This window comes from Paraburkholderia sp. BCC1876 (assembly GCF_902833695.1).
Classification (GTDB): domain Bacteria; phylum Pseudomonadota; class Gammaproteobacteria; order Burkholderiales; family Burkholderiaceae; genus Paraburkholderia.
Window position 1 is genome coordinate 17,023 of the sequence record NZ_CADFGI010000007.1, and the last position, 26,476, is coordinate 43,498.

At 64.2% G+C, this 26,476-nt stretch carries 26 protein-coding genes and 1 other RNA gene; 15 read left to right on the forward strand and 12 right to left on the reverse strand.

Features of this window, described 5'->3' with window-relative positions; all coding sequences use genetic code 11:
• Window positions 1-7: 7 nt before the first annotated feature.
• Window positions 8-1,846 carry an autotransporter assembly complex family protein gene (locus HWY05_RS23950; RefSeq protein WP_176059858.1) on the reverse strand — a complete coding sequence of 613 codons (1,839 nt, stop codon included), beginning with the start codon at window positions 1,844-1,846 and terminating at the stop codon, window positions 8-10.
• Between the two features lie 409 nt (window positions 1,847-2,255).
• Between HWY05_RS23950 and HWY05_RS23955 the strand changes: the two genes are divergently transcribed.
• The 4 genes from HWY05_RS23955 to panD all read left to right on the forward strand — a co-directional run bounded on the left by HWY05_RS23955 (window position 2,256) and on the right by panD (window position 4,769).
• Window positions 2,256-2,441, forward strand: a complete 186-nt coding sequence (locus HWY05_RS23955; protein WP_035552477.1) for a DUF3460 family protein — start codon at window positions 2,256-2,258, stop codon at window positions 2,439-2,441.
• Window positions 2,442-2,451: 10 nt separating this feature from the next.
• Entirely contained in the window at window positions 2,452-3,327 is an 876-nt protein-coding gene (locus tag HWY05_RS23960) for a ScpA family protein (protein ID WP_035562181.1), read from the forward strand.
• A 167-nt stretch (window positions 3,328-3,494) separates the two neighbouring features.
• Window positions 3,495-4,328 (forward strand): pantoate--beta-alanine ligase, encoded by an 834-nt coding sequence (gene panC / locus HWY05_RS23965; protein ID WP_176059859.1) that lies wholly within the window; start codon window positions 3,495-3,497, stop codon window positions 4,326-4,328.
• 54 nt (window positions 4,329-4,382) lie between these two features.
• On the forward strand, window positions 4,383-4,769 hold the full coding sequence (gene panD, locus HWY05_RS23970; RefSeq protein WP_120346351.1) for an aspartate 1-decarboxylase: 387 nt from the start codon (window positions 4,383-4,385) through the stop codon (window positions 4,767-4,769).
• A gap of 90 nt (window positions 4,770-4,859) precedes the next feature.
• Here the strand turns inward: panD and HWY05_RS23975 are convergent, their stop codons facing one another.
• Complete coding sequence (locus tag HWY05_RS23975) at window positions 4,860-5,498, reverse strand: ParA family protein (protein WP_035552481.1); 639 nt, start codon at window positions 5,496-5,498, stop codon at window positions 4,860-4,862.
• Window positions 5,499-5,731: 233 nt separating this feature from the next.
• Between HWY05_RS23975 and HWY05_RS23980 the strand changes: the two genes are divergently transcribed.
• Entirely contained in the window at window positions 5,732-6,151 is a 420-nt protein-coding gene (locus HWY05_RS23980; protein ID WP_035552483.1) for a PaaI family thioesterase, read from the forward strand.
• 124 nt (window positions 6,152-6,275) lie between these two features.
• Here HWY05_RS23980 and HWY05_RS23985 read toward each other — a convergent pair whose 3' ends face one another.
• Entirely contained in the window at window positions 6,276-6,692 is a 417-nt protein-coding gene (locus HWY05_RS23985; protein WP_035552485.1) for a DoxX family protein, read from the reverse strand.
• 141 nt (window positions 6,693-6,833) lie between these two features.
• Window positions 6,834-8,318: a cobyric acid synthase gene (locus HWY05_RS23990; protein ID WP_035562184.1), complete on the reverse strand. Its 1,485-nt coding sequence runs from the start codon at window positions 8,316-8,318 to the stop codon at window positions 6,834-6,836.
• A gap of 122 nt (window positions 8,319-8,440) precedes the next feature.
• Between HWY05_RS23990 and cobU the strand changes: the two genes are divergently transcribed.
• From cobU to HWY05_RS24010, 4 genes are read left to right on the forward strand one after another with little or no spacing between them, the layout of a single operon-like run.
• Window positions 8,441-8,995, forward strand: a complete 555-nt coding sequence (gene cobU, locus HWY05_RS23995) for a bifunctional adenosylcobinamide kinase/adenosylcobinamide-phosphate guanylyltransferase (RefSeq protein WP_176059860.1) — start codon at window positions 8,441-8,443, stop codon at window positions 8,993-8,995.
• Entirely contained in the window at window positions 8,995-9,930 is a 936-nt protein-coding gene (cbiB, locus tag HWY05_RS24000; protein ID WP_176059861.1) for an adenosylcobinamide-phosphate synthase CbiB, read from the forward strand. Before cobU ends, cbiB begins: the two co-directional genes overlap by 1 nt.
• On the forward strand, window positions 9,923-10,978 hold the full coding sequence (gene cobD, locus HWY05_RS24005; protein WP_176059862.1) for a threonine-phosphate decarboxylase CobD: 1,056 nt from the start codon (window positions 9,923-9,925) through the stop codon (window positions 10,976-10,978). The genes cbiB and cobD overlap by 8 nt, the downstream gene beginning before the upstream one ends.
• A gap of 40 nt (window positions 10,979-11,018) precedes the next feature.
• Window positions 11,019-11,930, forward strand: a complete 912-nt coding sequence (locus HWY05_RS24010) for a cobalamin-binding protein (RefSeq protein ID WP_176059863.1) — start codon at window positions 11,019-11,021, stop codon at window positions 11,928-11,930.
• A gap of 91 nt (window positions 11,931-12,021) precedes the next feature.
• Here HWY05_RS24010 and cobC read toward each other — a convergent pair whose 3' ends face one another.
• Genes cobC through HWY05_RS24030 form a run of 5 tightly spaced genes read right to left on the reverse strand, consistent with a single transcriptional unit; the run spans window position 12,022 to window position 16,427 of the window.
• Window positions 12,022-12,612 (reverse strand): alpha-ribazole phosphatase, encoded by a 591-nt coding sequence (cobC, locus tag HWY05_RS24015; protein WP_035552493.1) that lies wholly within the window; start codon window positions 12,610-12,612, stop codon window positions 12,022-12,024.
• Window positions 12,597-13,382, reverse strand: a complete 786-nt coding sequence (locus tag HWY05_RS24020; protein WP_035552496.1) for an adenosylcobinamide-GDP ribazoletransferase — start codon at window positions 13,380-13,382, stop codon at window positions 12,597-12,599. Before HWY05_RS24020 ends, cobC begins: the two co-directional genes overlap by 16 nt.
• A 43-nt stretch (window positions 13,383-13,425) precedes the next feature.
• Window positions 13,426-14,487, reverse strand: coding sequence for a nicotinate-nucleotide--dimethylbenzimidazole phosphoribosyltransferase (gene cobT, locus HWY05_RS38395; RefSeq protein WP_035552500.1), 1,062 nt, complete (start codon window positions 14,485-14,487; stop codon window positions 13,426-13,428).
• A gap of 39 nt (window positions 14,488-14,526) precedes the next feature.
• On the reverse strand, window positions 14,527-15,366 hold the full coding sequence (locus HWY05_RS38400; RefSeq protein WP_035552503.1) for an ABC transporter ATP-binding protein: 840 nt from the start codon (window positions 15,364-15,366) through the stop codon (window positions 14,527-14,529).
• Window positions 15,363-16,427: an iron ABC transporter permease gene (locus HWY05_RS24030; protein ID WP_176059864.1), complete on the reverse strand. Its 1,065-nt coding sequence runs from the start codon at window positions 16,425-16,427 to the stop codon at window positions 15,363-15,365. Before HWY05_RS24030 ends, HWY05_RS38400 begins: the two co-directional genes overlap by 4 nt.
• Before the next feature lie 516 nt (window positions 16,428-16,943).
• Here HWY05_RS24030 and HWY05_RS24035 point away from each other — a divergent pair.
• The 5 genes from HWY05_RS24035 (at window position 16,944) to HWY05_RS24055 (ending at window position 19,369) form a co-directional block, all read left to right on the forward strand.
• On the forward strand, window positions 16,944-17,300 hold the full coding sequence (locus HWY05_RS24035; protein ID WP_035552507.1) for an ATPase: 357 nt from the start codon (window positions 16,944-16,946) through the stop codon (window positions 17,298-17,300).
• Entirely contained in the window at window positions 17,297-17,611 is a 315-nt protein-coding gene (locus HWY05_RS24040; protein ID WP_035552510.1) for a cell division protein ZapA, read from the forward strand. The genes HWY05_RS24035 and HWY05_RS24040 overlap by 4 nt, the downstream gene beginning before the upstream one ends.
• Before the next feature lie 129 nt (window positions 17,612-17,740).
• Window positions 17,741-17,922: non-coding RNA, 6S RNA (gene ssrS, locus HWY05_RS24045), on the forward strand.
• 94 nt (window positions 17,923-18,016) lie between these two features.
• Entirely contained in the window at window positions 18,017-18,478 is a 462-nt protein-coding gene (locus HWY05_RS24050; RefSeq protein WP_176059865.1) for an EVE domain-containing protein, read from the forward strand.
• A 156-nt stretch (window positions 18,479-18,634) separates the two neighbouring features.
• Window positions 18,635-19,369, forward strand: a complete 735-nt coding sequence (locus tag HWY05_RS24055; RefSeq protein ID WP_035552514.1) for an SIMPL domain-containing protein — start codon at window positions 18,635-18,637, stop codon at window positions 19,367-19,369.
• 157 nt (window positions 19,370-19,526) lie between these two features.
• Here HWY05_RS24055 and lgt read toward each other — a convergent pair whose 3' ends face one another.
• Window positions 19,527-20,432, reverse strand: coding sequence for a prolipoprotein diacylglyceryl transferase (gene lgt / locus HWY05_RS24060; RefSeq protein ID WP_176059866.1), 906 nt, complete (start codon window positions 20,430-20,432; stop codon window positions 19,527-19,529).
• A gap of 143 nt (window positions 20,433-20,575) precedes the next feature.
• The gene (locus HWY05_RS24065) at window positions 20,576-21,586 is read right to left on the reverse strand and encodes a LysR family transcriptional regulator (protein ID WP_035552519.1); all 1,011 of its coding nucleotides are present in this window, start codon (window positions 21,584-21,586) and stop codon (window positions 20,576-20,578) included.
• A 197-nt stretch (window positions 21,587-21,783) separates the two neighbouring features.
• Between HWY05_RS24065 and ilvD the strand changes: the two genes are divergently transcribed.
• Window positions 21,784-23,457, forward strand: a complete 1,674-nt coding sequence (ilvD, locus tag HWY05_RS24070) for a dihydroxy-acid dehydratase (protein ID WP_176059867.1) — start codon at window positions 21,784-21,786, stop codon at window positions 23,455-23,457.
• A gap of 82 nt (window positions 23,458-23,539) precedes the next feature.
• Here the strand turns inward: ilvD and HWY05_RS24075 are convergent, their stop codons facing one another.
• Window positions 23,540-26,143, reverse strand: coding sequence for an enterotoxin A family protein (locus HWY05_RS24075; RefSeq protein WP_176059868.1), 2,604 nt, complete (start codon window positions 26,141-26,143; stop codon window positions 23,540-23,542).
• Window positions 26,144-26,476 lie beyond the last annotated feature (333 nt).

Sequence of the window (26,476 nt, forward strand, 5' to 3'; positions counted from 1 at the left end):
ATGTCCATCAGAAGGCGATGCCCAGCGTCAGATACGGTCGCACGTCTTTATTGCGGATGCCATACGCGACGTCGACATTGACCGGGCCGACCGGGCTGCGCCAACGCGCGCCCACCCCGACGCCGGGATAAAAGACTTTTTCGCCCCAGGTATCCGTGGCGGTGCCGACATCGAAGAACGCGGCAGCGCCCCAGTCGTGCGAAAACCAGTGTTGATACTCGGCCGCGGCCGTGACGAGATATTTGGTGGGCAGCACCGAACCGTCGACCTCGTTACCGATGCTCTGATAACCATAGCCGCGCACCGAATTCGAACCACCCGCGCGGAATAGCAGCGAAGCCGGTATGCCGCTCGAACTGCCGCTGGTAAACACGCCGCCGAGTTCGGCGCGCAGCACCACGAGGTCTTGCTTGCCGATCGGCAGGTACTGCTGGCCGCGCGCATAACCGCGCACGAAGGTCTGATCGGTCAGCACGCCCTTTATCGCGAAACCCGCCTCGGCGTGAATCAGGTTGCCTTTGCGCGGGAACAGCGGGTCGTCGGTATCGCGCCGGGTCCACGACCACGACGGCACCAGCGCGCGGCTCGTGGTCGGCGCAATTGCGTTCTGATCGAGCCGGTCCTGGTAGTAGAGGATCGAGTAGTTGTAGTCGATGAACTGCGACGTGCGCGCCCGCTGCACACCGCCGCGGATACTGTAGATGCGTGTGTCGGAAACGTCGGTCGTGGTGTAGGACGCCAGCACGCTATTGGTCCACGCGCGCGGGCCCGGCGGCATGGCCAACTGGATTTGCCCGTATTGCTGGATCTGGTCGGCGCGGCCTTCGACGGTGAACGGCCATGCCTTGCCGAAGGTATCCAGATACGAATACGCGCCCTGGATCAGCGGGCCGTTGTCGGTCGAATAACCGAGACCGCCGCGGAAGCTGTTGTACGGATACTCGGACACTTTCACGTGCACCGGCGTGTCGGCCGGTTTGGCCGGGTCGCTGTCCACGTCGATCGCCACACTCGCGTAGTACGGCGTGTTCTGCAGTTGCCGCTGCAATTCGGCGACGCGCTGCACGTCGTAAATATCGCCGACCGCGATCGGATTGACGTTGTCGACGATCTGTTCCGGATAGCGCCGCGTGCCGGAGACGTCGAGTTTGCCCATCGTGAAGGTCGGCCCGCTGTCATACGTGACCGACAGTTTGGCCTCGTGCGTGCGCGGATCGACGCGCGCCTCGGAATGGTAGATTTTCGCGCCCAGGTAACGCCGCGCCTGCAGCGCCTTCAGCGACGCGTTCTTCGCGTCTTCCCAGTCGCCCTGCGAGAACGCGTCGCCTTCGTGCAGCGAAAACGCGAACCGCGCGGCGTTTTCCTGCGCAGGATCTTCGGTCAGCACCGGCCCGCGAAACGACAGCGACACCGATGAAATGTGGGTTTGCGGCCCCGGGTCGACACTGACCGTGACGCGCTTCGCGTTGTCCACGGTGCGCACGTCGGTACGCACGACCGGCGTGAAATAGCCCTGCGTGGCCGCCAGATCGCGCACCTGCTGGGGCGTGGCGGTGATCAGAAACTCGAACTGGTCGTCGCTGATGTCGGGCCGTTTGGCGAAGCGCGCGATATCCAGATGCGCCTCGAGTAGCTTGCGCAGCGAGCGCGGCGAGGCGTCGATGTCGACCTTGTAGCTGGCGGCGGGGCGCGCGGCGTGCGCGGCGCCGGCCGACAGCGCCAGCATGACGATGCCGAACGCCAGCCACGCGCGCAACCAGCGCAACACGGGCGCGGTGGAATAGCCACGCCCGGTGCCGGCCCTGCCGCGCCGCTGACACGGCTTTTCGATCGCACTTACCGCCAAACAGGACCTCCGGCCGGGTTGATGAATGTGTCGCTCAGGCGCGCCGCGGCGGCCGAAGCACGCTATTTGACCACATCGGCGCAAGGCCGCCGATCTCTAAAAGGGCGCGAAGCGCGCGACGACGGATTGCCGGCGGCCGCCGCGCAACGCGCGTTCAGCCGCGCCAAGGAGCCGTACGCCGGACGCCCGCCTTTGACGCACCGCACACAAGCCAGGTTCCGGATTGTTTGCAGCGGCGCGCGCCGGCCGCGCACGCCACCGCCTCTTCCACCACCCTGCCCACGTTTTTCGACCGCGCGCGGCGCATCGGGTAAAATTATGGAATAACGGCGCGGCCACCCGGCACCCTTCCGCTGCACCAGCGGATTCCGGGCGAGCAGCCGCCCTCACCCACCACGGACGTCGAGCCATGTATCAATCGGACATCACCCAGTTCCTGAACCAGCTCAAGCAACAGAAGCCCAGCCTGGAAGCCGAGCAACGCCGCGGCCGCGCGCTGCTGTGGGACAAACAGCCGATCGATCTGGAAGAACGCGCCGAGCAGACAGCCTCGCGCGTGGAGCAGACGCCTTACTCGTACTATCAAAACTTCTAAACGGGTGAGCGTGAGTCACGCCGACGAGGCTCACAGCGCCACGCCGGCATCCGCCGACGCCGCGCTAGCCGCGCCCGCCACTGATTCGACGCCCGACACCGTCGACGGCATCGCTTTCGCGCGCCTGTACGGCGAGCCGCTCTTCAAGCTGCCCACCGATCTGTACATTCCGCCCGACGCCCTCGAGGTCTTCCTCGAAACGTTCGAAGGACCGCTGGATCTGTTGCTGTACCTGATCCGCAAGCAGAACTTCAACGTGCTCGACATTCCCATGGCGGATGTCACGGTGCAGTACCTCGGCTACGTCGACCAGTTGCGCCAGACCAATCTCGAACTCGCGTCCGAATATCTGCTGATGGCCGCGATGCTGATCGAGATCAAGTCGCGCATGCTGCTGCCGGTGAAGAAGGCCGACAGCGGCGAAGAAGCCGAAGATCCGCGCGCGGAACTGGTGCGCCGCCTGCTCGAATACGAGCAGATGAAGCTGGCCGCGCAGCGTATCGACCAGCTGCCGCAACTCGGGCGCGACTTCCTGCGCGCCGAGGTCTACATCGAGCAAAGCATCACGCCGCGTTTTCCGGACGTGGACAGCGAAGACCTGCGCGCCGCGTGGGCCGACGTGATCAAGCGTGCCAAGCTGGTCCAGCATCACAAGATTTCGCGTGAAGAGCTGTCGGTGCGCGAGCATATGAGTTCGATCCTGCGGCAGTTGCAGAACGCGCGCTTCGTCGAATTCGCCGACCTGTTCGACACGACCAAGGGCGTGCCGGTCGTGGTGGTGAATTTCATCGCCATGCTGGAGCTGTGCCGCGAGTCGCTGGTCGAGATCACCCAGGCCGAACCGTTCGCGCCGATCTACGTGCGGCTCGCGTATTCGCCGGCCTGACCTCAGCGTACGCACCGACACGCCTCGTTTCGGTGCGTACGGCGCGCAAATCCACTACAATCCCGCGCTCCGAACCTGTCATTACCAGTGAGGCGGCGGACCGCGCGATTCCTTGAGGTTTCGCATCGACCGAGTCTCGCGCCGCGCGAGGAATTCCCTGTCCGATCATGAAAGTCATCAGCTCGATCCATGAATTGCGCGACCAGTTGCGCGGCCAGAATCGCACGGCCTTCGTGCCGACCATGGGCAATCTGCACGAAGGGCATCTGTCGCTGATGCGTCTCGCGCGCCAGCACGGCGATCCGGTGGTGGCGAGCATCTTCGTCAACCGGCTGCAATTCGGTCCGAACGAAGATTTCGACAAATACCCGCGCACGATGGAAGCGGACATCGAAAAGCTGCAGAAGGAAAACGTCTACGTGCTGTTCGCGCCGACCGAGCGCGATCTGTATCCGGAGCCGCAGGAGTATCGCGTGCATCCGCCGCACGATCTGGGCGACATCCTCGAAGGCGAATTCCGGCCCGGCTTCTTCCAGGGCGTGTGTACGGTCGTGATGAAGCTGATGTCGTGCGTGCAGCCGCGCGTCGCGGTGTTCGGCAAGAAGGATTACCAGCAGTTGATGATCGTGCGCCGCATGTGCAACCAGTTCGCGCTGCCGACCGACATCATCGCCGCCGAAACCATTCGCGACGCCGACGGCCTCGCGCTCAGCTCGCGCAACCGCTACCTGCAGACCGCCGAGCGCGCCGAAGCGCCGGTGCTGGCCGCGGAGCTGAACCGCGTTCGCGAAGCCGTGCTGTCCGGCGACCGCAACTTCGCGAAGATCGAGCAGGCCGCGATGGCCACGTTGGCCGCACGCGGCTGGCAGCCCGACTACATCGCGGTGCGCAAGCGCTCGGATCTGCTGCCGCCGGGTCCGCAAGACACGGAGGCGGAACTGGTCGTGCTGGCCGCCGCCAAACTCGGCGCCACGCGCCTCATCGACAACCTCGAAATCTGACCCGGCCTCGGCCGGCGCAGACAAGCATCAGAAGCCACAAGGGATTGATTGGTCATGCAACGCAACATGCTGAAGTCGAAGATCCACCGTGTCGCGGTCACGCACTGCGAGCTGCACTACGAAGGCTCCTGCGCGATCGACGAAGACTTGCTGGAAGCAGCGAACATCGTCGAAAACGAACGGATCGACATCTGGAATATCAACAACGGCGAGCGTTTCTCGACCTACGCGATCAAGGGCGAGCGCGGCAGCGGCATGATTTCGCTGAACGGTTCGGCCGCGCGGCGCGCGCAACTGGGCGATCTGGTGATCATCGCCGCGTTCGCGGTGGTCGAAGAGGCCGAGTTGAAGGCGGGCTGGAAGCCGGATCTGGTGTTCGTCGACGACAACAACAAGATCAAGGGCAGCCGCGATCACGTGCCAACGCAGAACTGGACCTGAAGATCGGCGCGGCTAGCGTGAAACTTCAACGCGTTCGCCGCGCGCTTTGCGGATAATTTCAGCACTGCCCGTTTCCGCCGGGAGCCCGCCTCAGCCCTTCTTCGCCGTCCCGTCGACCCATTCGATGATCGACTGCCACTGCTCCAGATCCTTCTCCACGCGGCTTTTCGCGACGTCCCACAGGGTCAGGCCGTGCGCCGCGAGCTGCACGTAGTTCTGCGTGTCGCGCAAAAAGCCCAGCACCGGCAGATTCAATCCTTCGACAAACCGATGCAGTTGTTCCGCCGAACGCGTGCGCGCATCGACACGCATGCCGACCACGCCGATTTCGATCGTGCCCTTGCGGACCGCTTTTTCCTTCGCCAGACGCTCGAGAAAGTCCTGCGTGGCGAGAATGTCGAAGATGGACGGCTGCAGCGGCACGATCACCTTGTCGGCCAGATCCAGCGCGATGTTCATCCGGTTGCCGTGCAATCCGGCAGGGGTGTCGATGACCGCGTGCTCCAGCCCCTTGGGCGGCTTGACCGGCGTGTCCTGGCTGACTTCCCAGGTTTCGATGGCCGGCAGCGTGTCGGGGCGCAACGACAGCCACGCGTGCGCGGACTGCTGCTTGTCGAGGTCCGCCAACGCAACCCATTCGCCCGACGCCGCGAAATAGCCGGCCAAATTGGTGGACAGCGTGCTTTTGCCCACGCCGCCCTTCGGATTCGCCACCACAATCACCGTCATGAATTCTCCCGGAAAGAAGACTGGTCGCCGCCAGCCGGTTTGCCGCGTATGTCGTTCTGACTTCGCTCTGATCTCGCGCCGGCCCGCTGCCGCACCGGCTGAAGCTGCCGGTTTCGGGCACGCATGCCGATCCAGCCGTTGATAATATCGAGAAATGCACCGGGGCCGAAGCCCCAAGGCGGCCAAATGACCGCCCGGCACCGTCGATTTCTCCACTTGGGACCCACCAATCCATGAGCAAACTCCGCCCGGAATACACCGTCGAACGCCTGCACGAACGCCAGCGGGGCAAGCTGCCCGGCTTGCTGGGCGTGCAGGTCCTGTCGCTGGAACAAGGCGTCCTGACCGCGGAATTGACCGTGCGGGAAGAATTGCTCGCGCCGAACGGTTTTTTGCATGCCGCCACCGTAATCGGGCTCGCCGACACCGCGTGCGGCTACGCGTGCCTCGCGCATCTGCCGGAAACGGCGCGCAATTTCACGACTGTCGAACTGAAAAGCAATTTTCTCGGCACGGCGACCGAAGGCACGATCCGCGCGGTCGCCAAGGGCGTGCATCTCGGGCGCAGCACGCAGGTGTGGGATGCGACCGTGACTGATCCGAATGGCAAGACGATCGCGCTGTTTCGTTGCACGCAGATCGTGTTGTATTGAGGGGGTGGGTGTGCTGCGGTGAGCGCCAATAAAGCCGCAGCCTCATGCCATAAAAAAAGCACGCGACCTCACGGCGCGTGCTTTTTTGTTGTCCGGCGTTGTTGCCGGCGAGACTGCGCAGCCCTTACGCCACCGCAGCCCGCACCGTCTTCACGCTGCCCAGCGCCAGCGCACCGCCGCCCAGCAGCGACTGCACCGCCAGCGTCACCGCCCAGAACGCCGGATATTCCCAGCCGCCGTTCGGCGAAGCGAAACCCCAGCCGTTATGCCAATGCGCCGACATCGCGCCGAGCATGAACGGCAGCAGCACCAGCGCGACCCAGCGGACCTGCACGCCGAGCAGCAACGCGATACCGCCGAGCAATTCGACGAACGCCGTCACATAGCCGAGCCAGCCCGGCAAACCCAGCGAAACGAAAAATTGCGCCGTGCCCGGCAGTGTGAAAACGAAGATTTTTTGCAGGCTGTGCGCGAGATACAGCACGCCCAAGGCCACGCGCAGCAGTAAAGCAGCCAGATCGGCGGAGCGATTCGAGTTCATGACGAGTCCTTGAAGAGAGAGACGGCCAGAACCAGCCGTCGATGTCAGGACTCTATTCGAACCATACGGAGTGAAAAACCACATCGCAGGCTTAGATTATTTCCCAATAGGATTTAATCGGCATTGCCGTGTTGATCCAGATCAGGCCATCGCGCCAAAAAGCTTCGCCAGATCGAGATGGTCGGCCAGCGTGTCGGCGAGTCGCTCCAGCGACGCCTCACGCAACGCCGGATAGTCGATCGCCTCGGCGTCGCTCAACCCCGCCCACGCCAGCAACGCGGCGCACGCGGACGGCGTGTCGAATAGACCATGCACATAGGTGGCGAGAATCTGGCCGTCGGCGGACAGCGCGCCATCGGGACGCGCGGCAGCCGCATCGCCCAACTGGAGCGCGGGCGAGTCTAGCGCCGGTCCGTGCGTCTCGCCCATATGAATTTCGTAACCCGACACCTCGGGCAAACCGGGCAACGCGAGGCGTCCGGTGACATTCTTCAGCGTCTTGTCGCGCGTAAGCACCGTCGAGTAATCGAGCCAACCGAGTCCCGCCGACGTCCCCGGCGCGCCTTCCACGCCATGCGGATCGGCCACTTCGCGCCCGAGCATCTGCATGCCGCCGCAAATGCCGATCACCCGTCCGCCGTAACGCAGATGCCGCTGCAGCACCGCGTCCCACCCTTGCGTGCGCAGAAACGCCAGATCGCCAGGCACGTTCTTCGAGCCTGGCAGAATGATCAGATCGGCCGGCGGCATCGGCATGCCGCTTCGCACGTAATGAAAATCGACCTGCGGATGCGCACGCAGCGCATCGAAATCCGTGTGGTTGCTGATGTGCGGCAGCACCGGCACGACCACGCGCAGCATCCGTTGCGCGTCGCCGCGATGGGCCGCGCGCAGTTCCGGCGGCAGCATGTCTTCCGCGTCGAGCGTCAGGCCGTGCAGATACGGCACGACCCCGAGCACCGGCTTGCCGGTCTTCGCTTCGAGCCAGTCGAGACCGGGTTGCAGCAGACTGATGTCGCCACGAAACCGGTTGATGACGAAGCCCCGCACCCGCGCCTGCTCGCTCGCCGACAGACACGCGAGCGTGCCGGTCAGATGCGCGAACACGCCGCCGCGATCGATATCGGCCACCAGCACGACCGGGCAATCCACGGCTTCCGCGAAACCCATGTTGGCGATGTCGCGATCGCGCAGATTGATCTCGGCGGGGCTGCCCGCGCCTTCGACGAAAATCGCGTCGTAGCCGGCCTGCAAACGCGCATACGATTCCAGCACCGCTTCGAACGCGATGGGTTTGTAGTCGTGATACGCGCGGGCATCGAGATTCATGCGCGCCTTGCCGTGGATGATCACCTGCGCGCCGCGATCGCTCGTCGGTTTGAGCAGCACGGGATTCAGATCGGTGTGCGCGGCGATCCCCGCGGCCACCGCCTGCAACGCCTGGGCACGGCCGATCTCGCCGCCGTCGACCGTGACCGCGCTGTTGAGCGCCATGTTCTGCGGCTTGAACGGCGCGACCCGCACACCCGCGCGCCGCGCGAGCCGGCATAGACCGGCCACCAGCGTGCTCTTGCCGGCGTCGGACGTGGTGCCCTGAATCATCAGCGTGCCGTGTGGGACGGGCATGGCGTCCCGGGGAATCGAAGTAATCGAAGTGGTGGTCACGAGGTGGGGTGGGTCGGCCGTGAAGAGAAACGCGGCATTATCCCACCCCGCCGCCGCCATCCGCGCGCCGGTACAATCACGCGATGACTCCCCGCGACCTCACCTTCGTCCTTGGCGGCGCCCGTTCCGGCAAGAGCTTGCACGCCGAGCAACTGGCCGATCGCAGTGCCCTTCCCGTCACCTACATCGCCACCGCGCGCGTCAGCGACGACGCCGAATTCGCCGCGCGTATCGCGCATCATCGCGAGCGGCGTCCGGCGCATTGGCGGCTGGTCGAAGCGGGCGTGGATCTCGCCGCTGCGCTCACGCAAGCGGACGCGCCCGAGCATTGCGTGCTGATCGATTGCCTGACGCTGTGGCTGGCCAACCTGCTGTGTCCGTCCGAAGGTAAAGCGCTGTCGCTCGATCGCTATCACGCGCAAGTCGCCGCGCTCGAAACGGCGCTCGTCGCCGCGCACGGCAAAGTCATCGTGGTCAGCAACGAAATCGGCCTGGGCGTCGTGCCGCTCGGCGCGGCCACGCGTCTTTACGTCGACGAACTCGGCCGGCTCAATCAGCGCATCGCCGCGTTGAGCACGCAAGCCACGATGATGGTCGCGGGCCTGCCGCTCGCGTTGAAAACGGCGGGCCACGCGTGATGCTGTCGCTTCCTCTGATCGTCACGCTGGCGACCGCGGGCGTCGCGGTTGACCGTTGGCTCGGCGAGCCGCGCACCGCGCATCCGCTGGTCGGCTTCGGCAACTGGGCGAAGCGCCTCGAAGCGCGCTACAACACCGGCCGCCGTTTGCGGCTCAAGGGCTTGCTCGCGTGGGCGCTGGCCGTGCTGCCGCCGGTGCTGATCGCGTGGTGGCTGGTCTCGGTGCTGCCGTTTTTCGCGGCCTGCGCGGTGCATGTCGTGCTGTTGTGGTTCGCACTCGGCGCGCGCAGTCTGCACGATCACATCGCGCCGATCGCTCAAGCGCTCGCGCAACGCGATCTCGCGCAGGCGCGGCTGCTGACCGCGCGGATCGTCTCACGCGAAACCGCGCACGCCGACGAAGGCGCGTTGTCGCGCGCCGCCGTGGAATCGGCGCTCGAAAACGGCAATGACGCGATCTTCGGCGCGCTGTTCTGGTTCGCGATCGCGGGCGGTCCGGGCGCGCTCGGCTTCCGTCTCGCCAACACGCTGGATGCCATGTGGGGCTATCGCACGCCGCGCTATTTGCGCTACGGCTGGGCGGCTGCACGCATCGACGACGTACTCAACTGGATTCCCGCGCGTCTGACCGCCACGAGTTACGCGTTGCTCGGCGATACGCGCACGGCGTGGCGCTGCTGGCGCGAGCAGGCGCCGCGCTGGGACAGTCCGAATGCCGGGCCGGTGATGGCGGCGGGTGCGGGCAGTTTGAACGTGCTGATCGGCGGGCCGGCGGTGTATCACGGCACGCTGGAGCAGCGGCCCACGCTCGGCTTCGGACATCCCGCGAAGGCCGCGCATGTGACGGCCGCGTTGATGCTGGTGGAACGCACGGTGATTCTCTGGCTGGCGATGTTGATCGTGCTGGCGCTGTTGAGCGTGCCGTTTCATGCGTGAGGGTGTGAACGATCCGGTGACCGGAAGCGTTAGCGCGGCAAGTGCCCCCGCCGTTCACGGCGGCAATCTGCACGAAGCCGCCACACGTTATGGCATGCCGTACGCGCAGTGGCTCGATCTGTCGACGGGCATCAATCCGCACGGCTATCCGGTGCCGCCGGTTCCCGCCGATGCATGGCGGCGCCTGCCCGACGACGGCGACGACTTTGCCGCCTGCGCCGCGCGCTACTACGGCGCGCCGGATGCCGCCCACGTGCTGCCCGTCGCCGGCAGTCAGGCCGCAATTCGCGCGCTACCCGCGCTACTGCCACGCGCCCAGGTCGGCATCGCGCCGCTCACTTACAGCGAGTACGCGCCCGCGTTCGAACGCGCCGGTCATGACGTCGTGCCGCTCAACGTGTCCTGCGAATCCTTGCCCGACACGCTCACGCATGCGGTTATCGTGAACCCGAACAATCCGACGGCTGAGCACGTAAGCGCCGCGAGGCTGTTGCAGTGGCATGCGCAACTCAGCGCACGCGGCGGCACGCTGCTAGTCGACGAAGCATTCGCCGATACGATGCCGTCGGCGTCGCTCGCGGCCCATACGCATCGCGACGGCCTGCTCGTGTTGCGCTCGCCGGGAAAGTTCTTCGGCCTGGCCGGCGTACGCGCGGGTTTCGTACTCGGTGCGCCGGCGTTGCTCGGTGCCTTGCGACAGACGCTCGGTGCGTGGACGGTCAGTGGTCCCGCTCGTCACGCGGTCAAAGCCGCGTTCGCGGACGAAGCCTGGCAACAGCAAATGCGTTCGCAACTCAACCTGGAGAGCGAGCGTCTGACCAACCTGTTGCACGCGCAAGGACTTGCCACGCGCAGCACGCCGCTTTTCGCCTGGACCGACGACGCACGCGCGCCCGCTTTACACGACGCATTGGCACGACGCGGCGTGTGGACCCGACTCTTCACGTCCTCGCGCAGCGTGCGTTTCGGCTTGCCTGGTAGCGAGACGGAATGGGCGCGCTTCGAGCAAAGCCTGATCGAAGCAATGCGAGAAATCGACGCCGCATGAATACGCCGATCCAACCCGTCCTTTTCAACACGCAGCGCCGATGACCCCACTCACCCGCTTCCTGCTAGCCCTCTCGCTGTGCGCGGCGACCTTGCCCGCACACGCCGCCGTCACCGTCACCGACGATACCGGCGCAACCGTCACCCTGCCCGCTCCCGCACAACGCGTGATCAGCCTCGCGCCGCACGTCACCGAGTTGCTCTATGCCGCGGGCGGCGGCGCAAAAATGGTCGGCGCGGTGTCGTACAGCGACTACCCGCCGGAGGCAAAACAACTGCCGCGCGTCGGCGATAACAAGGCGCTCGACCTCGAACGCATCGTCGCGTTGAAGCCGGACCTGATCGTCGTGTGGCGGCATGGCAATGCGCAACGTCAACTCGATCGTCTGCGCGAATTGCACGTGCCGTTGTTCTTCAGCGAGCCGCATCGTCTCGACGACATCGCCGTATCGTTGACCAAACTCGGGCAATTGCTCGGCACGTCATCGACCGCGGATGCGGCGGCGGCCGCGTATCGCCGCGACATCGCAACGTTGCGCACGCAGTACACGAGCCGGCCGCCCGTCAGTGTTTTTTATCAAGTGTGGGATCAACCGTTGATGACGCTCAACGGCGACCATATGATCAGCGATGTCATCGCGCTGTGCGGCGGCCGCAATGTGTTTGCGAAACTCGAGCCGCTAGTGCCAACGGTTTCCACCGAGGCCGTGCTCGCCGCGAATCCGGAAGCGATCGTCACGGCCGCGCCAGGCGCGACCAAACCGGATATCCCGTTGCCGCAACTCGCCACATGGCGCGCGTGGCCGAGTCTGACCGCGGTGGCGAACAACAATCTGTTTGCGATTGACGGCGATCTGATCAACCGCCCGGCGCCGCGTATCGCGCAGGGCGCGAAGCAACTCTGCGAAGACCTGGAAGCCGCGCGCTCACACAGAAAGCCTGGCGCGCAATAAAGCAGCGGCGCCCGGCACTCGCTCATTCACATGACGAGCGCCAGGCGCGAGCACGGGGCTCGCACTGCAAGCGTTCCTCGACCCGCCGCCCTCACGCATTCCACCTCACCAACGACCACTGCTGCGTTTCGTCATCGCGTCTCAGCCAGACGATCCCGGTCATATCCAGAGACCATTGCAGACAGCGCTCCAGTTGCACGTCCAGCACCAGCGACGCGATCACCCGCATCACCCCCGCATGCGTGACCACATACGCGGGCGACAATTCGCGGGTCTGCGCGAACGCATCGAGCCAGGCTCGCACGCGCGTGACGAATTGCGCGACGCTCTCGCCGCCATGCGCACGCGCGTGTTCGAAGTTAGCCGCCCAGGCGTCGAGCAACTCGCGATCGATCGCGTCCCAACGTTGCGTCTCCCAATCGCCGAAATCCATTTCCTTCAGACGATCGTCGTGACTGATCACGCACCCGAACGCGTTCGCCAGTTCAGTCGCGAGCGCCGAACAGCGCGTGAGCGGACTCGACATCAGCACGCGCGGCGCGGGCACCTGCAAGGTGGCGAGTTTCAACGCGAGCGCGTCGGACGATACTTCGGCGTCTTCGGCCAGCGCTACATCGCTATGGCCATAACAAACGCCCGCCTCGAGCGCAACGGCAGGATGGCGAATCAGGACGATATCCATGCAAGCCCCACCAGATAGATGCTCAATTCAAAGATCTGCTGCGCGAAGCCGAGACAGTCGCCGGTATAACCGCCGATGCGTCTGACGAAATATCGCCCCATGACGAAGCGAAGCGCCAGCAGTAACACGAGCGCCGAGGCAGCGAAGCGCCAGGCGGAGGCATCGGGCCACATGAGCCCATTCGGCCACCACAGCCACGGCAAGCCAAACAGCACGGCACACAACAACGCCGGGCCGCTCAAGCGCTGTGCGACCGGTTTGGCCTTGCCTTCGGCGCGCACGTAGTCGAGCGTCGCCAGATAGCTGATCGCGCACGTGCGGCTCGCCGCGTGCGCGGCAATCATCAGACTTGCGGCGCGCAGCGGCGGCAACGCGGCGAGCGTTTGCCACTTCAATGCCAGGGCGATCACGAGAGCGATGGCGCCAAAGGCGCCGATGCGCGAGTCATGCATGATGCGCAGCACGTCGTCGCGTGTATAGGCGCCACCGAACGCATCGACGCAATCGGCGAGACCGTCTTCGTGAAACGCGCCGGTGACGAGCAGCGACGCGGCCATCGACAGCAACACGGCAACGCCGGCCGGAAACACGTGCAGCGCGGCGAGATAGACCAGCGCGCTCAAGCCGCCGACCAATGCGCCGACCAGCGGAAAATAGCGCGCCGCCGCATTCAGATAATGCGGCTCGAAGCCGACCCAGCGCGGCACGGGCACGCGCGTGAAATAGCCGAGCGCCGTGAAGAAATAGCGCAGTTCAGCGAGCGGATTCATGAAAGGCTCCGGGGCACGCGCCGCGCCGTTTCCGTATGACGGATCACGCGTCGCGGTTCGCGACGCCGGCCGATTCGAAGCTGGCCATGTCGTTGATGAACGCCGTCGCCGCGCGCAGCAGCGGCACCGCGAGCGCCGCGCCGGTGCCTTCGCCGAGACGCAGGTCGAGCGACAGCAGCGGCAGGCCGCCGAAATGATCGAGCATGCGCCGATGCCCCGCCTCGTTCGACGCATGCGCGAACACGCAGTATTCGCGCACGTTCGGCGCGAGCGCGTCGGCGATCAGCAACGCCGACGTCGCGATGAAGCCGTCCACCAGAATCGTCATGCGCGCTTCGGCGGCGGCGAGATACGCGCCGGCCATCATCGCGATTTCGAAGCCGCCGAAGGTGGCGAGCACCGTCAGCGGATCGCCGGACACATCGTGATGCGCGAGCGCCGAGGCCAGTACGTTGCGCTTTTTAGCGAGCCCGGCATTGTCGAGACCGGTGCCGCGTCCGACGCATTCGTCGATCGGCACGCCGCACAGGCGGCTCATCAGGCACGCGGCGGACGAGGTATTCGCGATCCCCATTTCGCCGAAACCGATCACGTTGGTGCCGAGCGCCGCGTGATGCCGCACGCGCGCCGCGCCCGCCTGCATCGCGGCGAGCGCCTGCTGCGGCGTCATCGCCGGTTCGCGCGCGAAGTTGCGCGTGCCGGCGGCGACCGGAATGTCGACGAGTCCTTCCGTCGACGGCAACGGCGTCGCAATGCCCGCGTTGACCACTTCGAGTTCGATACCCGCGACGCGGCTCAACGCATTGATCGCCGCGCCGCCCGCGAGAAAATTCGCGACCATCTGCGCGGTCACCGCTTGCGGATACGGGCTCACGCCTTCGTCGGCAATGCCGTGATCGCCGGCGAACACGATCATCGCCGGACGCTGCACCGTGGGATGCGTGGTGCGCTGGATCAGCCCCATCTGCCGCGCGAGCGTTTCGAGCCGGCCAAGGCTGCCGGGCGGCTTGGTCTTGGTATCGATGATGTGTTGCAGTTCGGCCCGCAGCGATTGATCGAGCGGCGCGACTTCGGGCAAACCGGCCAGGCGGGACAAAGAAGTCATAGATCTATCTGAAAGAGAATGTGTGTTTGGGTAGAACGCTCAGCTTGCCGGTCCATCATGAACCGCAAGCGATTCGTGACGCGCGCGCGGCGCCGGAATCAGCGCCTCGTGTTCGCCGTCGCGAATCAGAATCAGCGGATAGCCGAATGCGCGGCTCGTCAACGTGGGCGTCAGCACGTCGTGCGCGGGGCCGGCGTACGCGCCGCCCTCGCCGTCGAGCAATAACGCGTGCGTGGCGAAACGGCGCGCCAGGTTCAGGTCATGGCACGAAAACAGCACGGTACGGCGCGGCTCGCGGGTCCACGCGGCCAGCGCTTCGAGACAATCGATCTGATGATGCAGGTCGAGATGCGATAAGGGTTCGTCGAGCAGCAGCAACGGCGCGTCCTGACACAACACCGCCGCTAGCGCCACGCGTTGACGCTCGCCGCCCGACAGCGACAGCACGTCGCGTGCGGCAAATGCGGTGAGGCCCAACAGGTCCAGCGCCGCGTGCGCCGCGTCGCGATCCGCTGCACCTTCCCAGCCCCAGCCGTTCAGATGCGGGAAGCGGTTCAACATCACAATGTCGAGGACGCTCGCGCTGAATGCGTCGGCGGCGCTTTGCGGCATCAGCGCCCGGCGCTGGGCAAGCGGTAACGGCGGCCAGTCGGCGACCCGCATGCCGTCGAGCTCGACGTGCCCCGCCGACGGTTGCAGCAAGCCCGCGAGCGCGGACAGCAGCGTCGTCTTGCCCGCGCCGTTCGGCCCGGCGACACACCAGATTTCGCCTGCGTAGAACGTGTGCGTGAAGGCGTCGAGCAAGGTGCGCGAGCCGGCGCGCAAGGTCAGACGTTGCGCGCTGAGCGAAGCTTGAACGAGGTCGTGGGATGGGGTCATCGGCGTTTGCGCAGCAGCATCCACAGAAACACCGGCACGCCGACGATCGACGTAATCACGCCGACCGGCAATTGCGCCGGCGCGATCACCGTGCGCGCGATCAGGTCCGCGCCCATCACCGCGACACCGCCGCCGAGCGCCGCGGCCGGCAGCAACATGCGTTGATCGTTGCCGAACGCGAGCCGCAACATGTGCGGCACGACGAGCCCGACGAAGCCGACGGTGCCCGCGGTGGTCACGGCCGCGGCCGCCGCGAGCGACGCCGCCAGATACACGCGCAAGCGCAGCGGCATGACGGCGACGCCCAACGCTTGCGCGGCGGCGTCGCCGCGCAGCAAGACATTGAGACGCGGCGCAACCGGCACGATCGCGACCAGCACAATCACGAGCGCGACGAGTGCAACCCATGGCATCGTGCCGCCGTTGAGATCGCCGGTCAGCCAGAACAGCATGCCGCGCAAACGGTTGTCGGGCGCGAGATTCAGCAGCAAAGTGATCAGCGCCGCCCAACCGGATGCGACCACCGCGCCGGTCAGCAGCAAACGCGGCGACGTGTCCTGCGGTTCGCCACGCCACAACTCGCGGCGCGCGAGTCCGAGCACCAGCAGGATCGACACGAAGGCGCCGGCGAACGCGCTGGCGTCGACCATCCACCATGCGCAGCCCGCAATCATCGCGACGAGGGCGAAGGTCGCCGCGCCGCCGGACACACCCAGCACGTACGGCTCAGCCAACGGATTGCGCAACAGCACCTGCAGCAACGCGCCGGCCAACGCGAGCAGCGCGCCGCACGCAAAGCCGGCGAGCGCACGCGGCAGACGCAAGTTGCGGACGATCTCGCCGGCCAGATCCGCCGACGAACCGAGCGAGCTTCCCTCGGACGCGTGCGAAGGTAGCAGCGCCGCGAGCACACGCATCGGCGCGAGCGACACGCTGCCGAGCGCGAGCGACGCCATCAGCACTGCCAGCGCGATCAGCGCAAGCACGAGCCAGATCGCGGCGGCGCGCTTCGCGTTCATCACGCGCAGTGTGGCGGGCATCGACCCCGACTGGCGGTTCATTCGCGCGATCCCGACGCGCTCGGTTCGTCACCGCGGATACCGACCGGCAGTGACGGACGCGATGCGGCGCGGCGCTGGATACGAATAAGCCTTTTCATGGTCCCTGTTCAACGGATTCTAATTAGCGTGGCCGCGTACCACGTCGTCGTGACGTTATAACGCGCGGACAGACTCATGACGACGTGACGTCGTGAAGTCACGACGCCGAAGGCGAGATAGTAACTGTTCGACCTTGCGGAATCGGAATAGCGGGTGCGCCGCTTCTGCGCCGCCTTCCCACGCGCGACGCGCAGTGGCACACTCGCAGGTTGAACTTTGAACGCACGATCCGGACTGGTGAATCCGCGCGCGATCTGTTCTGTTAAGTGCAGGTTATTGTCCGATGCATGAGTACTTTTTCATCATAAGGTCGATAAAAGCCGGCACAAAGCGATGTTGTTACGTCTCGAAACGAGACAATTGTCGGAACCTGCGACATTCCGCGCTAAAATGCGATGTCTTTAGAGGACGCAGCAGATGCTCACCGAACTCGAATCACTTTCACAAAATATCGGCAAGCTGATCACGATCAGCCAACGCCACAATGAAGCGCGTCTCGCGCTCGAAGAGCAGCTCGCCCAATCACGTGCCGAGGTGGAAGCCACGCGCACGGAACTTGCGCTGTTGCGCGAGGAACGCGACACGCTGCAAGCGGAACGCGACGCCCTGTCCGCGAAAATCGACGACGCCCAGGTGCGCCTGAATGCGATTCTCGAGAAGCTGCCGCGGGCGCGCGCGCACAACGAGCCGGATAGCCAGCTCGATCTGCTCGAACCCGCGCAGCACGAAGTCGAAGCGCAGGGCGACGTGACCCGACACGGAGAAAATGCATGACCACCAAGCAGATCGAAGTATCGATTCTCGGCGTGCCGTATCGCCTCGCCTGCTCACCGGAAACGGAAGGCGCGCTGCTTGAGGCCGTCGCACGCGTCGACGCCGAAATGTCGAAGATCCGCAATAACAGCAACGTACGCGGCACGGATCGCATTGCTGTCATGGCTTGCCTGTCGCTGGCATCGGAACTGCTTAAGCTGCAATCGAGCGTGCGACACGGAGAAGCATTTCCCGCAGAGGAAATCCGGCGTACAATGCATCAAATGAACGAACAACTGGGTACTGTGATTCAGCAGTACAGCATGCAGTAAGCACCAGCGGTATCGAGCAGTATCAAGGTTCCAAGCAGTCGTTCCTGAGATCGGCTGCGAATTCAAACGGAGTGATCGAGCTAGAGTCGTGAAACGTTTGAGTTGCATCGTTTAAGCTTTACTGGTTTAGCTTCCCTGCCTGGTTCGCCAAGGTCATATATTCCTTGAACCAATGCCATGTGCACGGTTGCGGAAATTTGTAGCACGGGTGTGCGCGTCACTCTGTCTGATGTACCCGAAGTGTTGCTAACTGCGACCAATTCTGAACCCCCGGTTCAGGATGCCGGCCTAGCGGCTAAGGCGGGGACCTTATTTAGAACGGCATCGGACTTCGGTTCGATGCCGTTTTTCTTTGGGTCACGGCTTTTCTCTGTGTTGTCAAACCCTTAACGTTCAATTCGATTCATGCGCTACTGGCTAATGAAGTCCGAACCGGACGAAGCAAGCATCGACCATCTCGCCCAAGCGGCGCATCACACGTTGCCGTGGACCGGCGTGCGCAACTATCAGGCGCGCAACTTCATGCGCGACATGATGCAGGTCGGCGACGGTGTGCTGTTCTATCACTCGAGCTGTCCCGAGCCGGGTATCGCAGGGCTCGCGGAAGTCTCGTCGACCGCTTATCCGGACCCCACGCAGTTCGATAAGAAGAGCCCCTACTTCGACCCGAAGTCGTCGCAGGAAACGCCACGCTGGTTGCTCGTCGACGTGGTGTTCAAGAAGAAGATCCCGCTGATTCCACTCGCCGCGTTGCGCGAGCACGAGGAATTGAAGTACATGCGCGTGCTCGCCCGAGGCAACCGTCTGTCGATCACGCCGGTGAGCGAAGCCGAGTGGCGCTTCATCATCAAACGGCTTGCGCAATGATGCGTAATGCGCACGCAGTTGCAAGCAAACGTGAAGGCATTGTCAAATTGGGGAACCAAGCTTAGGTTACAAGCGCCTAACGGTCGCGCAAACGTTGTGCCACCGCACAGCGCTTGCTCTTATCGTGCATAACCTGTTCAAGCAAGGAGTCCAACAATGACGAAAAACACCGCACGGGCACTCGCTCTCGCTCTCGTATGCGCTACGCCGGTTGCGCTCGCACTCACGCCGACTCTGGCTCGCGCGCAGAACGCCGCGCCGTATCAGCCCGCCGGCGTGCTGTCGCTCAATGCGCAGGCCAGCTCGGAAGTCCCGCAAGACGTGGTCGATATCACGCTGTTCTTCGAGCAGGAAGCGAGCGATCCGTCGGCGCTGACCGCCACGTTGAATCAGCGCGCTGATTCGGCGCTGCAAAAAGCCAAGGGCGTGAGCGGCGTGACGGCCCGCACGGGTTCGTTCTCGATCTATCCGTCCACCGATCGCGACGGCCGCATTTCCGCATGGCGCGGCCGCACGGAGATCGTGCTCGAGTCGCACGACTTCGCTGCGGCATCGAAGCTCGCGGGTCAAATGGCATCGATCATGCAGGTCGGCAACGTGCAGTTCTCGTTGTCGCCGGAAGCACAGCGCGCCGCCGAGCAGAAGCTCACCGGCGAAGCGATCAAGTCGTTCCGCCAGCAAGCGGCTTCGTCCGCGCAGGCATTCGGCTATAGCGGCTATGCGATTCGCGAAGTTAACGTCGGTCAGAACGGTGGCGTGATGCCGCGTCCCATGATGATGATGAGCGCCCGTGCCATGAGTTCGGACGCGAAGATGTCGGCGCCGGTGCCAATCGAAGGCGGTACGTCGACGGTAACGGTCAACGTGTCGGGTTCGGTGCAGATGAAGTAATGCGTGCGGGTTCGGGCGCTGATTTGTGCGTGCCCGAGCCGCTAGCGGATGCAAAAAAAGCCACGGCATGCCGTGGCTTTTTTCGTTGAGCGCTCATCGACAGATCGTTTGATAACGCTCGATACCGCTGGCTACGATAACCCGTAGCCGCAATCAATCAGTTCGCGCTAACCGCCTGCGCCGGTTCACGACGCGCACGGCGATATGCCCACACCAGCAGGCCGATACCGACGAGGATCATCGGCAGCGACAGCCATTGGCCCATGGAGAGACCCATCGCCAGCAAACCGAGGAAGTCGTCCGGCTCACGCGCGAATTCCACTGTGAAGCGCGCGAGGCCGTAGCCGATCAGGAACACCGCGGAAATCGCGCCCAACGGCTTCGGTTTGCGCGAGAAGAAGATCAGCACGAAGAACAGCGCGATACCTTCCAGCGCGATCTCATACAGCTCCGACGGATGACGCGGCAGCATGTGATATTGCGCGAACACTTCGTTCAGATGCCACTGTGCGGCCAGTTGCGGATGCGCGATGAGCCATGCGGCGTCGTCAGGCGCGGCGCCGGGAAACATCATCGCCCACGGCGAAGACGGATCGGTCACGCGGCCCCACAACTCGCCGTTGATGAAGTTGCCGAGACGCCCTGCCGCGAGCCCGGTCGGCACCATCGGCGCGACGAAATCGGTAACTTGCAGCCACGAGCGTTTGCGTTGATACGCGAACAGCACCATGGCCAGCGTCACGCCGAGGAAGCCGCCGTGGAACGACATGCCGCCCTCCCACACCTTGAAGATGTCGAGCGGATGCGCGAAATAGAAGCTCGCTTTATAGAACAGCACGTAGCCGAGGCGGCCGCCGAGGATCGTACCCAGCACGCCGTAAAACAGCATGTCGTCGATATCTTTCGCGGTCCAGCCTTGCGCCGCGACGTACGGCAAACGCAGCCGCAGCCGGCCGACGACGATCGCCGCGATAAAGGCGACGAGGTACATCAGTCCATACCAGCGCACTGCGAGCGGCCCCAGATGAATGGCAACGGGGTCGAAATTCGGGTGAATGAGCATCGTGTTGTTATGGGCAGTTCAGGTTCAGAAGCGGGTTTTCTAATCGATTCTTTGGGACGAGTGACGGCTGGCGCACGCCGCTTGCGCAGACCGCAGCGCAAGCATTGGACGGCGCCGCGCGCAATGCGTTCGCAGCCGCGCCGTTAAACATGCTGCGCGCCGGCGTGCTGCGCCTCGACGGTAGCGGCATGCGCCCGCGCGATGTCGATGAAGCCCGCCAGCACCGGACTCACCTCCGCCGTGCGCCAGACCAGCCCCGTTTCGATCGCCGGCACCGACTCGACCAGCGGACGATACACCACGCCGGTGCGGCGCAGATTACGTAACGATTGCGGCACCAGTGCGACACCCATGCCGGCCGACACGAGGCTCACGATCGTCTGCATCTGGATCGCCTCCTGGCCGATGTGGGGCGTCAGGCCCGCCACGCCGTAGCAATCCATAATGATGTCATAAAAGCCAGGCGCCAAACGTCTTGGGAAGATCACGAGCGGCGCATCGGCGACGTCGCGCAGGCTGATCGGTGTCTCGAGCCATTCGGCTTCGGGGCTCACGTCGGGGTCCACGTCATGGCAGGCATTGTGCCCGGCGGCCTCGGCCACCCGCGCCGCCGTCTCCGTCGACATCGCGACGATCAGCGGCTCGCGCGCGATCGGCAGCCACGACAACTGCGTGCCGTGGCGCGACGGCAGCGGCGCGATCACGAGGCCCGCGTCGATGCGTCCGGCCACCAGTTCGTCTATTTGAACGTCGCTGGTGGCCTCGGTCAGTTCGAGCCGTACGCGCGGATGGCGCGCGCCGAAATCGCGCAACAGCAGCGGCAGAAGCCCGTAGTCCGCGGTCGAAACGAACGCCAGCGACAACACCCCCGCCTCGCCGCGCGCCAGACTCTGCGCGAGCGGCCGCAGCCCTTCGGCGCCGGCCAGCAGGCGCTGCACTTCGGGCAACAGATCCGCGCCCACCGGCGTGAGCTCGACCGAGCGCTTGGTGCGCGCGAACAGTTCGACGCCGAGCGTCTCCTCCAGCGCGCGGATGGCTTGCGACAACGGCGGCTGTGTCATCGAAAGACGCACGGCCGCGCGCCCGAAGTGCTTTTCTTCGGCGACGGTCACGAAATAGCGCAACTGGCGCAGGTCGGGGATGGCGGGCAGCATGATTAATATATTTTACGACCTAATCTGCCCTCAATAATATATTGGACACGTAGTTTGCAAAACCGCATCCTTGCATTGCGCGTCGGAACTACACTGGATTGACGCACGACACCCGCCGCACCCAGGCCGCAGTACAGCCGCAGTACAGCAAGACAGACACGCAGCACAGACCAGAACAAAACAGACTGGAGTTCCCCATGGCATACAACCGTCGTTCGAAGAACATCACGCAAGGCGTGGCGCGTTCACCGAATCGCTCCATGTACTACGCCCTCGGCTACAAGAAGGAAGACTTCGACAAGCCGATGATCGGCATCGCCAACGGCCACTCGACCATCACGCCGTGCAACTCCGGCCTGCAGCGTCTGGCCGACGCGGCCGTCGCCGCGGTCAAGGGCGCCAACGCGAATCCGCAGATCTTCGGCACGCCGACCATCTCGGACGGCATGTCGATGGGCACCGAGGGCATGAAGTATTCGCTCGTCTCGCGCGAAGTGATCGCCGACTGCATCGAGACCTGCGTGCAAGGGCAATGGATGGACGGCGTAGTCGTGATCGGCGGCTGCGACAAGAACATGCCGGGCGGCATGATCGGCCTTGCCCGCACCAACGTGCCGGGCATCTACGTGTATGGCGGCACGATCCGTCCGGGCAACTGGAAGGGCGTGGACCTGACCATCGTGTCGTCGTTCGAAGCGGTCGGCGAATTCACGGCGGGCCGCATGTCGGAAGAAGATTTCGAAGGGGTCGAGAAGAACGCGTGCCCGTCGTCGGGATCGTGCGGCGGGATGTACACCGCCAACACGATGAGCTCGTCGTTCGAGGCGCTCGGCATGTCGCTGCTGTATTCGTCGACGATGGCCAATCCCGACGACGAAAAGGTCGACTCCGCCGCCGAATCGGCACGCGTGCTGGTCGAAGCCGTCAAGAATGACCTGAAGCCGCGCGACATCATCACGAAGAAGTCGATCGAGAACGCCGTCGCGCTGATCATGGCGACCGGCGGCTCGACCAATGCCGTGCTGCACTACCTGGCGATCGCGCACGCGGCCGAGGTGGAATGGAGCATTGAAGACTTCGAGCGTATGCGCAAGAAAGTGCCGGTGATCTGCAACCTGAAGCCGTCCGGCCAATACGTCGCGACGGATCTGCATAAGGCCGGCGGCATTCCGCAAGTCATGAAGATCCTGCTCGACGCGGGGATGTTGCACGGCGATTGCATCACCATCACCGGCAAGACGCTGGCGGAAGAGCTCAAGGACGTGCCGGGCAAACCGCGCGCCGATCAGCAGGTGATTTTCCCGATCGAGAAAGCGCTGTACAAGGAAGGCCACCTCGCGATCCTGAAGGGCAATCTCGCCGAAGACGGCGCGGTCGCCAAGATCACCGGCTTGAAGAACCCGGTCATCACCGGCCCGGCCCGCGTGTTCGAGGACGAACAAAGCGCGCTCGAAGCGATTCTGGCCGACAAGATTGTCGCCGGCGACGTGGTGGTGCTGCGTTACCTCGGTCCGAAGGGCGGACCCGGCATGCCGGAGATGCTGGCGCCGACCTCGGCGATTATCGGCAAGGGGCTCGGCGAAACCGTCGGCCTGATCACCGACGGCCGCTTCTCGGGCGGCACGTGGGGCATGGTGGTCGGCCACGTCGCGCCGGAAGCGTTCGTGGGCGGCACGATCGCGTTCGTGCAGGAAGGCGATTCGATCACGATCGACGCACACAAGCTGCTGCTGCAATTGAATATCGACGACGCCGAGTTGCAGCGCCGCCGCGCCGCCTGGCAGCAGCCGAAGCCGCGCTATACGCGTGGTGTGCTGGCGAAGTATTCGGCGTTGGCGTTGCCGGCGAACAAAGGGGCGATTACCGGCTGATGCTGCGGGTCCGGCGGACATCGGCCACGCCTCCTTGCGGGTGTCCTGTTCGCCGGATCGTTTCTGTCTTTGCGCGGGCTCGTCACATATAGAAGTGCTGCGCACGACCCTCGAGCTCGGCGTACCTCGCCTGTTGCGCGATGATGCGATTCCAGATCGGCTCGGGAAGCTTGAAGGTCGACTTCAGCGGCGGCGCCTGCAGCGAGTCGTAGAGCACGTGGCTGCCAGCCGCCGGATCGGCCCTCGTGCGCCAAACCGGCGTACCGCCGATCGTGCGTATCTCCAACTGGCCGTGCGCCGCGGGAATGGCCATCAACCCATCGCGAAACAGCCACGCCGCGTTGTGCGACTTGAGCCATGCACTGATGCGTGCGATCTCATCCTGCCGCAGCGAGGGCTGGGACTCAACGAGAGCCTGGCCGCGGTGCGGATTGTCCGCCGACGGCACCTCGGTCACGAAGTGCGTGGCACCACGAGGTAACGCCGAATCCGGATCCAGGTAAAGCCGGTATTGCTGCTCCGACGTGGCGACAGGATTGCCAACGAATGCGGCCATCGGCAGTGGAGGAAAAACCGCCTGCCGTTTGGCATTCTCCAGCCGCCAGGATTGCCGCGCGGCGAGTTGGCCGTCTCGCGACTGCGGCGGCGAAACATAAGGCGTGACAGCGAAGACGCCCTCGGTCAGCCACTTGCGGTCTTCGACATGCAGCAGACCGTCAATCCCGCGAACATAAACAAACACGCCGTTCAGGTCGGTCGGATCGTTCGGGGTGCTGCCAATGTACGCATTGCCGTCCTTGTCGATTCGCAGCACCTGCCCATAGTCGTGCGCGGAATGGATGCGGCCATCGTCCCCAAATGAAAATTCATACTGGGAAAGGCCCGTATCGGACAAATCGACCGCCGGATACCCGTTGCCGTGGTGAAAGCTCAGCTTCGTGCCGCCCTTGCCGTCGTTGTTATTGAAGTACGGTTTGATATGGACTGGCTCGCGATAGTCCTCGCCTTTCTCCAACTGGCTCGCCGCGTAATGGATTTTGTCGAAAGCACGTCGGTAGAAAGCGGCCGACGTCAGCGCTGGATCCTCGTTTGGCAGATAGCGCACCTTGCCGCCGATGTTCACCCCCGATACGAACGGCTTGTGATCGCTATCCGCCCACGCGGGGTCGTCCGGAGAAAAGTGCGCGATCTGCGGTTGCGCGCCAGACGTGCGAGTGTGGTCGAAGATGTCGTAACGATAGTCGGGGTTGGCCACGAAGGGGCCCACCACCCCAGCCACGACCTTGCTCCAGCCACACACCTGGGCATCGTCGATCCGGCCCATCGCGGCAACTTCGCGGTCGCACGGGATGCGATCGGCCTTGCCCAGGCTGCCATGGACGTCGACCATGTTGGGGCTCGGCTTGATGTAATAGATATAGCCGCTTTGTTGCCCGCCGCCTGAGAGCCGCTTCTTCGCGGTCTCGCTGTCACGGAACGTGCCGAGATAGCCGCCGCCGTCAGTGACACCCGGGCTCAATGCAAGCGCGCAGTTATGCAGCGCCAGGTTGACGTTGTTCATCCGCGTGTTCTCCGCACTGAAGCCGTGCGCCTTGCGCATCGCTTCGGGCGGCACGTCCGAGGGACGATAGAGCACATAAGGCTGCGGGTCGGAAGCCGTGCTGACGTCACGCTTGAGTTCGTCATGCGGTGGCCGCGGCAACTGCGTGAAATCCGGCCTCGGCAGATTCACCGGCGGGAGAGATAAAGCATGAGCGCCCTGGAGTTCGGGCGCATCGTCCACGGCGGCGAGCGTAGCGTTGCCAAGGGACGAAGCAGCCGCGCTCGCACCGTCATTCGGCCGATACGTATTCTCGGCGTCATAGGGCAACGTGCGCACGCGAGCGATAAAACCGTACTGCTGATAGCCATAATCGAGCAACCGAGCCATGACAACCGCCATCTGATCGAAATTTTCGTACTCGAAGGCGCCGAATTGCGGGTCGTAAATCTGGTATCGGTCATTCCGGAAGTTATCGGAAGGATCCAGCCGTTGCACCATGATCATATGGCCGGGGCGCTCCACGCTGCCGCCGTCTGGCCTTTGTTCGGAAGCGGGCGCGGCGCGGAACTGAATGCGTATCGGCATCATCGTGGTTTGATAACTGCCGCGGCCGTCGGCCGAACTGTGACGCTGCCCGAATTCAGACTCCAGCGTTCTGCGCAACTCCGCACTGGTTCGAATCGAGTCGAAATTGGGTCGCGCGATAAGACCCGGAACGTTGCCGATAGGATCGCGCACGGTATCTCGCTGCACCTGATAGATCGACGTCAACGCCGCCTGTCTCAGTTGCGGATCGCCAAGGGAATCACGCATGACGGAAGTCATCTCGAACAGATTCGGCGCTTTTCCTGTCGCCACCAGGTAGAGCGTGCCTAGCACGAGGCCGGCGCACACATTGTTCAATGCGCTGGGCTGTCCGGCGGCTTGCGACAGGACCGAGGAAGAGAGGCCGTTGTGCCTCGTCGCGGGGCCGTTATAGATATCGAAGGTGTGTTCCGTCGCCGGAAGGGTCGCCTCTGGAGGTAGCGGCCAAGGCGGCGGCGTCCTGCGAGTGCGCTGCAACGTGTCCGAACTCTGCGCTGGCAACAGCGCGCCGGCGCCAGCTCCAGCAAGCTCGCCGGGCGCCCGTTCTTTGGCGGGCACACTCCCGTGCTCCGGTTGAGCCCGCTCATTGGCGCTCGTGGCAGCTACAAGGCGTCTGGCTGTCGGGACGCCCGGCTCTTTGGCCGCAGCCTTAGCGGCCGGCGCCGGCAGAGTTGCGTCACCCGGTCTTCCGACTCCGAACGGGGATGACGCTCCGGCGTTTGGCTCATGGGGCGGTGCACTGAGTTCGCTGGCCGATTCGCCATTGCGGCGTGCGGTTGGAGATAGCGGACCGGACCGGTCCGTCTCTTTGGGCAAAAGCCTGAGCGGATGATTGCCAACGCCGAGTGTCGTCATCATTGCACCTTGTGGAACCAAACCTGGGGCCTCCGC

Excerpts from the sequence above, each read along its gene's own strand:
- HWY05_RS24065 (WP_035552519.1), bottom strand. The coding sequence starts at position 21,586 with ATGCTGCCCGCCATCCCCGACCTGCGCCAGTTGCGCTATTTCGTGACC.
- HWY05_RS23990 (WP_035562184.1), bottom strand. The coding sequence starts at position 8,318 with ATGCCCGTCCCACACGGCACGCTGATGATTCAGGGCACCACGTCCGAC.
- cbiB (WP_176059861.1), top strand. The coding sequence starts at position 8,995 with ATGCTGTCGCTTCCTCTGATCGTCACGCTGGCGACCGCGGGCGTCGCG.
- panC (WP_176059859.1), top strand. The coding sequence starts at position 3,495 with ATGAAAGTCATCAGCTCGATCCATGAATTGCGCGACCAGTTGCGCGGC.
- cobD (WP_176059862.1), top strand. The coding sequence starts at position 9,923 with ATGCGTGAGGGTGTGAACGATCCGGTGACCGGAAGCGTTAGCGCGGCA.
- HWY05_RS24030 (WP_176059864.1), bottom strand. The coding sequence starts at position 16,427 with ATGAACCGCCAGTCGGGGTCGATGCCCGCCACACTGCGCGTGATGAAC.
- HWY05_RS24050 (WP_176059865.1), top strand. The coding sequence starts at position 18,017 with ATGCGCTACTGGCTAATGAAGTCCGAACCGGACGAAGCAAGCATCGAC.
- HWY05_RS38400 (WP_035552503.1), bottom strand. The coding sequence starts at position 15,366 with ATGACCCCATCCCACGACCTCGTTCAAGCTTCGCTCAGCGCGCAACGT.
- HWY05_RS24040 (WP_035552510.1), top strand. The coding sequence starts at position 17,297 with ATGACCACCAAGCAGATCGAAGTATCGATTCTCGGCGTGCCGTATCGC.
- HWY05_RS24020 (WP_035552496.1), bottom strand. The coding sequence starts at position 13,382 with ATGAATCCGCTCGCTGAACTGCGCTATTTCTTCACGGCGCTCGGCTAT.
- HWY05_RS23985 (WP_035552485.1), bottom strand. The coding sequence starts at position 6,692 with ATGAACTCGAATCGCTCCGCCGATCTGGCTGCTTTACTGCTGCGCGTG.
- lgt (WP_176059866.1), bottom strand. The coding sequence starts at position 20,432 with ATGCTCATTCACCCGAATTTCGACCCCGTTGCCATTCATCTGGGGCCG.
- cobU (WP_176059860.1), top strand. The coding sequence starts at position 8,441 with ATGACTCCCCGCGACCTCACCTTCGTCCTTGGCGGCGCCCGTTCCGGC.
- HWY05_RS24010 (WP_176059863.1), top strand. The coding sequence starts at position 11,019 with ATGACCCCACTCACCCGCTTCCTGCTAGCCCTCTCGCTGTGCGCGGCG.
- cobT (WP_035552500.1), bottom strand. The coding sequence starts at position 14,487 with ATGACTTCTTTGTCCCGCCTGGCCGGTTTGCCCGAAGTCGCGCCGCTC.
- HWY05_RS24035 (WP_035552507.1), top strand. The coding sequence starts at position 16,944 with ATGCTCACCGAACTCGAATCACTTTCACAAAATATCGGCAAGCTGATC.
- HWY05_RS24055 (WP_035552514.1), top strand. The coding sequence starts at position 18,635 with ATGACGAAAAACACCGCACGGGCACTCGCTCTCGCTCTCGTATGCGCT.
- HWY05_RS23980 (WP_035552483.1), top strand. The coding sequence starts at position 5,732 with ATGAGCAAACTCCGCCCGGAATACACCGTCGAACGCCTGCACGAACGC.
- HWY05_RS23975 (WP_035552481.1), bottom strand. The coding sequence starts at position 5,498 with ATGACGGTGATTGTGGTGGCGAATCCGAAGGGCGGCGTGGGCAAAAGC.
- HWY05_RS23955 (WP_035552477.1), top strand. The coding sequence starts at position 2,256 with ATGTATCAATCGGACATCACCCAGTTCCTGAACCAGCTCAAGCAACAG.
- ilvD (WP_176059867.1), top strand. The coding sequence starts at position 21,784 with ATGGCATACAACCGTCGTTCGAAGAACATCACGCAAGGCGTGGCGCGT.
- cobC (WP_035552493.1), bottom strand. The coding sequence starts at position 12,612 with ATGGATATCGTCCTGATTCGCCATCCTGCCGTTGCGCTCGAGGCGGGC.
- panD (WP_120346351.1), top strand. The coding sequence starts at position 4,383 with ATGCAACGCAACATGCTGAAGTCGAAGATCCACCGTGTCGCGGTCACG.